A 7,874-nucleotide genomic window follows, 5' to 3' on the forward strand; every position below is an offset into this window, starting at 1 on the left:
CAGGCCCTGTTTGGGTTTTTGTCGGTGGGGGACACCTGGGGGGGCCCCGCGTTGGGCGGGGGCGCCGGGGCGTACTGGGGCGCCGCGTACTGGGGAGGAGGCGCCGGAGCGTACTGGGGTGCCGGATATTCGGGTGCGGGAGCCGGCGCGGCACCGCTGTACCCGACGGGATAGTCGGCGGCCTCGCTGACGCCGGCACCGATGGCGGTCAGACCGCCGGCCGCCGCTACGACGAGCGCGGCCTTGTGAAGCTTGCGCATGGAACCCTCGGCCCTTCATTACCTGTACAGGGAAATCCGTTGTATTCAGTCAGTCTTGCGTGCGCTCAGTCTGATATTCGTACTGCGCCCTTACAGGGGTAATGCCTGAGCTGTCATGTGGACTTCACGCCGGAGCAGGCAGCGGATCCCGTCGCCTCTCTCTGATTGCAGATCGCTGCCCTCTCTCAGCTGGCAACGACATTTCACTGACCAGGTCACGGGATCCAAATTTCCGTCACTCAATTGCCATCGATCGGATAAAAGGCTCTGATGAACACCCTCTGGCAAATGAGTGACCACATCCCGGCGCACGTGACCGGCCCGGCACTTCTCTCGTTCCCCCCAGGGTCAGAGCGATGGTGCATCGCAGCCGGATTTCCATTTGTTCCATGCACAGGTCAATGAAGGGCCGAGGTTCCATGCGCAAGCTTCATCAGGTCGCGCTCATCGCAGCAGCCGCAAGTGGTCTGTCGGCCATCGGCGCCGGACCCAGCGTCGCCGACGCGCCCGTCGGATACGGCGGCACCGCTCCGGCTCCGGTCGGCCAGCCGGACGTCCAGGCCACCTCGTGGGGCGGTTCGCAGGCGTCCGCGCAGTCGTCCAACTTGCCCACCGCGCACCGCCAGGCGGCCCCGGCCCCGCAGCGCGGCGCCGACGTCAGCCCGCAGGTCAGCCCCCAACTGAGCCCGAAGATCAGCCCGCAGGTCAACCAGCAGCCGGCCGCGGCACCGTCCGGCCCGATCGAGCAGGCCAACCTGTTCCGCCCGTACCAGGAATGCAGCCCGCAGTCGCTGGTCAACGCCGCCGTCCCGGTCGCCGTACTGGCCGCCTCCGAGACCCGCGGCATCGACTGCGACCAGGCCAACAGCCAGGCCAACTCCCTCTCGCACGCCCACTCCACGCGCTAGCGGCGACGCCCCGAGGAGATCCGGACCTCATCTCCTTCACGGCGACTCGATGCGGCTTTTGGGTGCTTCCGGTACGAAGTGCGAACTTCGGCGTGCCTCCGGGACATATCGGGATACTTCGTATTAATCTTCCGTAACTGTACGAAGTCGATCTTCTACAGATCGCACCCACCTCACTCCACCGGAGATGACATGCACAAGGTTCGCAAGGCTGCCGTCGTGGTCGTCGCCATCGGCACCGTCGGACTCCTGGGCGCCGGCACGGCCACCGCCGACGGCCACGGCGGCAAGGACGGGGGCAAGTTCAGCGTCCTCCAGAGCTCCAACTGCAAGTCGCACGACCTGAACGTCGACGTCCTCGGCCAGGTCGGCGTCCTCAACGGCCTGCTGGGCAGCGCGCTCAACGGCGAGGGCGACCCCGGCGCGCAGGACACCCACCTCGGCTCGTCGATGGGCTGCAACAACAGCGCCTTCTAAGGCACTGACGGCCGCGCAGCCGGCCGAAGCGGGAAACAGTCCCGGCACCGAGCCCCAGGCCCGGTGCCGGGACTCCTTTTTGCGTCACGCTTTTGCCTCACCATTCCTCGCGAGGGGAGTAATTTCCGGCCCATCGGCCAAGATGGTGAGACTTTCCTGAATTCGGCGCGCCGTCCATTGTCGCAGAATACTTCCTATTAGCCTCCGTAACTGTTCGAAGTCGATCCGAAATGGATCGCAACCCACTTCACTCCACCGGAGAAGAACATGCACAAGCTCCGCAAGGCCGCCGTCCTGGTCGCCGCTCTCGGGAGCGTCGGGCTCCTGGGCGCCGGCGCCGCCCACGCCGACGGAGGCGGCTGGGGCCAGAAGGGCACGAACGTGGATGTCCTGCAGAGCAGCAACTGCAGGTCGCACGACGCCAACGTCGACGTCCTCGGCCAGGTCGGCATCGCCAACGGCCTGGGTGGCAACCTGCTGAACGGCGAGGGCAGCCCGGGTGCGCAGGAGACCGGGCTCGGCTCGGAGATGGGCTGCAGCAACAGCGCCTTCGGCAAGTGACGTAAGCCGCTTCCTTTCCCGGTGCCCCGGCCTCAGGCCGGGGCACCGGGCTTTTGCCGACCGCGTCCCGCCCCGTGACGCCCCGCCTGGAGCCCGAAAACCGAAATGCCGGACCAGGATCACTCCCGGTCCGGCATCGGCCGTTTCAAGCCCCTCAGAAGTCGAACTTGGGGATCTTGATGCCCTTGGGCAGCTTCGCCGTGTTGTTGCACTCCACAACCGGCCCGGACTTCACGGACCCGCCGTTCATCATGTGCTCCCGGGGTCCCACCACCCGCGGCCGCTCGACCGTCGAGCAGTCCTGCCGCTGCTGGAGGACGTAGCCGTGGCGCTTGTCGTTGTGGACGACCTCGCTCTTCTTGACGCAGACGATGTCTCCCTGGTCGGTGAACGTGCAGGCACCCTTGGGATCGTCGGCGTACGCCGGCGCGGCACCGCTGTAGATCACGGCGAGGGCTCCCAGGAGCCCCGAGACGGTTGCGATCCTCTGTCGACCGTTCATGTACGGCGTTCCTTTGCAAAGGTCGGGTACGGCGGAACTGCGGCAGCCCGGCCGCGCACCCTGAAGGGTCTGCTGCGCGGCCGGGCTGCATTTGCTAAGGGTGTTGTCCAGCACACCGTTGAAAACGGCTCGGTCCGGTCCAGGAGCTGGGCGTTCAGACCGCGCGCCATGCATAACGGTGTTCCGACGGATATCGATGCGCCTGTCGTGACGCTTCGCGGCGATGGCCCGGGGGGCCGGCGGTGGTCACGACGAAATTCGCAGTGCCCTGAAACCCGCGCATCGAACCCTCGGCGTCCTTCTGCTTACTGAGCGGTGTACGACGGGGTGCTGTACGACGGAGCGCTGTACTCGCCGTATCCGTACTCCGGCGCGGCGGCCTTCGGAGCGGCCTCCGGCGCGGCCTGCGGAGCAGCGGCGGGAGCCGCCTCCGGAGCCGCGTGCGCCTTGTCGGTCGGCGCACCCCACGTGGCCACGGCGTTCGCCGTCGAGGTGGCCACAGCGGAGACGACCTGACCGTCGAAGTCGCCCTCGTGAGCGAAAGCGGTGCCCGCGCCGACACCGAAGCCGGACAGCCCTGCGACGGCCGCGGCTACGACCGCAACGCGCTGAAACCTGCGCATAATCTGACCCTTTCTTCCCGGGCACGAGGCCCTGGTTGACTACTTAGTGTGAGCATATACACGTAATCCGTAGCAATTTGGGATCTTTGACCCTTCTCTGTGTCGTGTCGGCTTATAAGGCAACGACGTTCCCCCGACGCCGAGTCACGGGCCGGCGAACGCGGTCACCCGATTGCCGGTGGGCCGGTGTTCGGCGGTGTTCGGACGGTGTTCGGGCGTGAAACAGCGGATGGCCGCACCGGTCAACCCGGTGCGGCCATCCGCTGTTTGAGGTGCTCAGCCCAGAATGCGGGACAGCAACGGGCTGGCGTCGCTCGTGTCGTTGTTGTCGGCCGCCGGCGCCGCGGGCGTCAGGTCGGAGCAGGTGATGTGCGGGCCGATCCGCGTCTGCCCGTTGGCCAGCAGGCCGGGCGTGGGCAGCGTCAACGGCTTCGTCGGCTGGCAGTTCATCGACCGGCGGACGGTGAACCCGTCACCCTCGGGCGTCTGCCCCTGGAGCTGCTGGGTGCAGACGATGTTGCCCTGGGCGTCGAGCGCGCAGACGCCCGGGCCCGCGGCATGCGCCTGGCCGGCGCCGAGACAGGTCATGGCAAGGCCGCCGAGAAGCCCTGTGACAGCCGCGATCTTCTTTCCGTTGAACATGTGTTGCGTCTCCTTCTGCGGGGGGTTGCCCGGGCGCAATACACCGCGAAGCGGCCGCGCCGGGCCCTGGGGGTGTCGGAGAGACAGGCTTACGAAAGTGAAGGACCGACCTGGGAATGACAGACGCGAGAGGGACCAACTGCTCATCGGCACGCCGGAGTTCAGACACGAACGGGCCCCTTCGGGGGGTGACCCCGAAGGGGCCCGCAGAAGGCGTCGCGCACGACCGAGCCGCCGACCTCAGCCGGTGAAGGCGTTGTTGAACTGGCCGCAGGTGGTGTCGAAGGTCTCGGAGAGACCGAGCACGGCGATCGGGATGTCGGCCTCGCCGACCGTCTGCGGGCTGCACTCCTGGTACGGGCGGTACAGGTCGGACACGGACGGCCCGCTCCCGTACGCGACACCGGTACCGGCACCGATGGCGGACAGGCTGCCGGCCGCCGCCGCGACGATCATGACCTGGTGAAGCTTGCGCATGGAACCCTCGGATTTCATTACATGTACATTGAGGCTGATTGCCTACTGTGACTGAACGAACACTAGCAGTAGCGATGCTATTCCATGCCCGGGCATGTCCCGCGTTTCAACGGGGAGTTGCCGGGGTGCACGAATGAAAAGAAGGAATGAAAAACGAACCGCGGGGCGGTTGTCGTCGACAACCGCCCCGCCCGTTTTGGAGCCCCCTGTCGGATTCGAACCGACGACCTGCTGTTTACAAGACAGCCGCTCTGGACCAACTGAGCTAAGGAGGCCTGCACGCGCTGTCACGCACGCGCCCGTGCAGTGTACCCAGGTTCCGAGGGGGCCCTGTCGAAAATTTCCGCGAAGTTCACATGCCTCCAGGTACTGACATACCGGCGAACGCCAGGTACCGTCCAGATCCAGTCCGTACATGTGGACTAAACCAACCACCTTCCTACAACGGATCGTCCGGCACGTTCCTGCCGGTAGAAGGGGGCCCATTCATCATGGCCACTGTCTCGTTCGACAAGGCGACCCGGATCTACCCGGGTTCCGAGAAGCCCGCCGTGGACGCGCTCGACATCGAGATCGAGGACGGCGAGTTCCTCGTTCTGGTCGGCCCGTCCGGTTGCGGCAAGTCCACCTCGCTCCGCATGCTCGCGGGGCTCGAGGACGTGAACGCCGGCGCCATCCGCATCGGTGACCGCGACGTCACGCACCTGCCGCCGAAGGACCGGGACATCGCCATGGTGTTCCAGAACTACGCGCTGTACCCGCACATGACCGTCGCCGACAACATGGGCTTCGCGCTCAAGATCGCCGGTGTGCCGAAGGCCGAGATCAAGCAGAAGGTCGAGGACGCGGCGAAGATCCTCGACCTCACCGACTACCTCGGCCGCAAGCCGAAGGCGCTCTCCGGTGGTCAGCGTCAGCGTGTCGCGATGGGCCGCGCCATCGTGCGTGAGCCGCAGGTCTTCCTCATGGACGAGCCGCTGTCCAACCTGGACGCCAAGCTCCGTGTCTCCACCCGTACGCAGATCGCGTCGCTGCAGCGCCGTCTCGGCATCACCACCGTCTACGTCACCCACGACCAGGTCGAGGCCATGACGATGGGCGACCGGGTGGCGGTCCTCAAGGACGGTCTGCTCCAGCAGGTCGACACCCCGCGCAACATGTACGACCGCCCCGCCAACCTCTTCGTCGCCGGCTTCATCGGCTCCCCCGCCATGAACCTGGTCGAGGTGCCGATCACCGACGGCGGTGTGAAGTTCGGCAACGCGGTGGTTCCCGTCGACCGTGACGCGCTCTCCGCCACCACCGACAAGACCGTCACCGTGGGTGTCCGCCCCGAGCACTTCGACGTGGCCGGCTCCGACTCGGGCCAGGGCCTCGCGGTCACCGTCAACGTCGTCGAGGAGCTCGGCGCCGACGCGTACGTCTACGGCACCGCGAAGGTCGGCGGCGACGACTCCAAGGACCTCGTGGTCCGTGTCAGCGGCCGTGACGTGCCGGAGAAGGGCAGCACGCTGTACATCGTCCCGCGTTCGGGCGAGACCCACGTGTTCTCGACCTCCACGGGCGCGCGGCTGTCCGACTGAGGCGGCGCACGACTGAGGCAGCACAACCCCGGGTAATTCACCCAGGTTGACGAAGAGGGCCCCGCAGACTGCTGCGGGGCCCTCTTCGTTGTCGACAAATACCCCGGCATACCGGTCATTTCGAGTGGCGTGCGTCAACGCCGTACCCAAAAACGAGGGCCTCTTCATCCCCCGAACCGGTGACTAAATGTCGCCATATCAGCACCGAACGCTACCCTCACTCGCGTGAAGCACTCCACCACCCAACAGACACGACGCGGCCACCGGGGCGGCCCCGCCCGCCAGCTCGGCCGCACACTCGCCCTCGTCCTGCCCGTCTTCCTGGTGCTCTCCGGGACGCTCGCGGTCACCCGGGTCAACTGGTCGGGGGACCCCTCGGACTCGGTGCTGACCGCGACCGACGTCTCCGCGGGCAAGGGGAGGAACGCCGCCCCGCGCGCGCCACAGGACGTGCTGCGCGATCAGCTCCTGACCGAGTTGCAGGAGAAGAACCCCGGCGTCGCCCTCACCCACCTCCAGCAGGCCGTCGACGAGCGTCCGTCGCTGACACGGCACTGCGCCTCGATCGCCCGTGCGCTGGGCCGCGCCGCGGTCCGCGTCTACGGTCCGACGCGCGCGCAGTCGTATGCCCGACCCGTCTGTGACACCGCGTTCGCCTCCGGCGTGGCCGCGGCGCACAGCTAGCGGATGGTCACCGGCGGGCGCTCGAAGAACGGTTGTCGGCCCGATGCCGCGAGCGGGGCGCCGCGTACAGTTCGGTCATGACTGATCCGAACGCCGCGTCCCGCCCCGTTCAAGCCGTCGTCCTGGCCGGGGGCCAGGGGTCCCGACTCCGCCCGTACACCGACGACCGGCCCAAGCCGATGGTCGAGATCCCCGGCACGGGGACGCCGATCATCGGCCACCAGCTCGCCTGGCTGGCCGAGGAGGGTGTGACGGACGTGGTGGTCAGCTGCGGGCATCTCGCCGAGGTGCTGCAGGACTGGCTGAAGTCGGCCGAGCTGCCGGTCCGCGTCACGACCGTCGTCGAGGAGGAGCCGCTCGGGCGCGGTGGCGGCCTGAAGTACGCGGCGGCGCATCTCCCGCACCCGGATCAGCCCTGGTACGCCACCAACGGGGACATCTGGACCCGTTTCTCGCTGCGCGACATGGCGGACTTCCACACGGAGCGCGACGCGGTCGCCACGCTCGCGCTCGCGCGGCCGCGGATTCCGTGGGGCGCGGTGAAGACCGACGGCTTCGGGCACATCACCGACTTCATCGAGGCCCCGCCGTCGACGTTCGAGATCAACGCCGGCGTCTACGTCTTCTCAGCCGCCTTCGCCGATCTGCTCCCCGCCCGGGGCGACCACGAACGCACCACGTTCCCCCACCTGGCACGCGAACGCCGCCTGGCCGGGTTCCCGATCCCCCAGGGCGCGTACTGGCGAGCCATCGACACGGCGAAGGACCTCACGGAGGCGGCGAAGGAACTGGCGACCCTGGGCCGCTGACGACGCCTGCGAGGCCTGTTGCGGTGTGCTGCGCCCCGCCGGGCGGGCTGATGCCGGATGCGCGATCGACGGCCGGTGGGGGCTGATCGCGCAGTTCCCCGCGCCCCTTGGGGGTGACAGCTCAGCCCCCTCCATCCCACCCGGCCTTCACCCGAGGCAGCCCCCTCTGGGGGCATCCCCCGCGCACGCGAACGGCCAACTCCCAGGGCCGCCCCAGGCACCCCAGCCCGCCCGGCGTTTGAGGACGAGGCGTTGCCCGGAGGGGGCATCCTCAGCCCGTCCGGCGTTTGAGGACGAGGCCCGGAGGGCCGACAGCGGGGGTCCAGGGGGCAAGGCCCCCTGGCGGGG

At 67.8% G+C, this 7,874-nt stretch carries 10 protein-coding genes, 1 tRNA gene and 1 pseudogene; 6 read left to right on the top strand and 6 right to left on the bottom strand.

The annotated features are described in order from the left end of the window. Window positions 1-260 (bottom strand): annotated as a pseudogene (locus L0P92_RS39510) (hypothetical protein); the annotation flags it as partial. A 419-nt stretch (window positions 261-679) separates the two neighbouring features. On the opposite strand from L0P92_RS39510, the gene L0P92_RS39515 reads away from it, so the two are divergent. The 3 genes from L0P92_RS39515 to L0P92_RS39525 all read left to right on the top strand — a co-directional run bounded on the left by L0P92_RS39515 (window position 680) and on the right by L0P92_RS39525 (window position 2,206). Beyond that, entirely contained in the window at window positions 680-1,168 is a 489-nt protein-coding gene (locus L0P92_RS39515) for a hypothetical protein (protein WP_234767965.1), read from the top strand. 192 nt (window positions 1,169-1,360) lie between these two features. Further along, window positions 1,361-1,645: a hypothetical protein gene (locus L0P92_RS39520; protein WP_217211129.1), complete on the top strand. Its 285-nt coding sequence runs from the start codon at window positions 1,361-1,363 to the stop codon at window positions 1,643-1,645. A 267-nt stretch (window positions 1,646-1,912) separates the two neighbouring features. Continuing rightward, complete coding sequence (locus tag L0P92_RS39525) at window positions 1,913-2,206, top strand: hypothetical protein (protein WP_234767966.1); 294 nt, start codon at window positions 1,913-1,915, stop codon at window positions 2,204-2,206. Between the two features lie 154 nt (window positions 2,207-2,360). Here the strand turns inward: L0P92_RS39525 and L0P92_RS39530 are convergent, their stop codons facing one another. The 5 genes from L0P92_RS39530 to L0P92_RS39550 all read right to left on the bottom strand — a co-directional run bounded on the left by L0P92_RS39530 (window position 2,361) and on the right by L0P92_RS39550 (window position 4,725). Then, a complete protein-coding gene (locus L0P92_RS39530) occupies window positions 2,361-2,708 on the bottom strand; it encodes a hypothetical protein (RefSeq protein ID WP_234767967.1) in 348 nt (115 codons plus the stop codon). Window positions 2,709-3,013: 305 nt separating this feature from the next. Next, complete coding sequence (locus L0P92_RS39535; protein ID WP_234767968.1) at window positions 3,014-3,331, bottom strand: hypothetical protein; 318 nt, start codon at window positions 3,329-3,331, stop codon at window positions 3,014-3,016. 276 nt (window positions 3,332-3,607) lie between these two features. Next, window positions 3,608-3,973: a hypothetical protein gene (locus L0P92_RS39540; protein ID WP_234767969.1), complete on the bottom strand. Its 366-nt coding sequence runs from the start codon at window positions 3,971-3,973 to the stop codon at window positions 3,608-3,610. Between the two features lie 240 nt (window positions 3,974-4,213). Next, window positions 4,214-4,450, bottom strand: coding sequence for a hypothetical protein (locus L0P92_RS39545; RefSeq protein ID WP_217211138.1), 237 nt, complete (start codon window positions 4,448-4,450; stop codon window positions 4,214-4,216). 197 nt (window positions 4,451-4,647) lie between these two features. After that, window positions 4,648-4,725 (bottom strand) — tRNA-Thr (locus tag L0P92_RS39550). A gap of 216 nt (window positions 4,726-4,941) precedes the next feature. Here L0P92_RS39550 and L0P92_RS39555 point away from each other — a divergent pair. The 3 genes from L0P92_RS39555 (at window position 4,942) to L0P92_RS39565 (ending at window position 7,526) form a co-directional block, all read left to right on the top strand. Further along, complete coding sequence (locus L0P92_RS39555) at window positions 4,942-6,033, top strand: ABC transporter ATP-binding protein (RefSeq protein WP_234767970.1); 1,092 nt, start codon at window positions 4,942-4,944, stop codon at window positions 6,031-6,033. Window positions 6,034-6,258: 225 nt separating this feature from the next. Further along, entirely contained in the window at window positions 6,259-6,717 is a 459-nt protein-coding gene (locus L0P92_RS39560) for a hypothetical protein (protein ID WP_234767971.1), read from the top strand. A 77-nt stretch (window positions 6,718-6,794) separates the two neighbouring features. Further along, on the top strand, window positions 6,795-7,526 hold the full coding sequence (locus L0P92_RS39565; RefSeq protein WP_234767972.1) for a nucleotidyltransferase family protein: 732 nt from the start codon (window positions 6,795-6,797) through the stop codon (window positions 7,524-7,526). Window positions 7,527-7,874: the final 348 nt, after the last annotated feature.

Source organism: Streptomyces muensis, assembly GCF_021474425.1.
Classification (GTDB): domain Bacteria; phylum Actinomycetota; class Actinomycetes; order Streptomycetales; family Streptomycetaceae; genus Streptomyces; species Streptomyces muensis.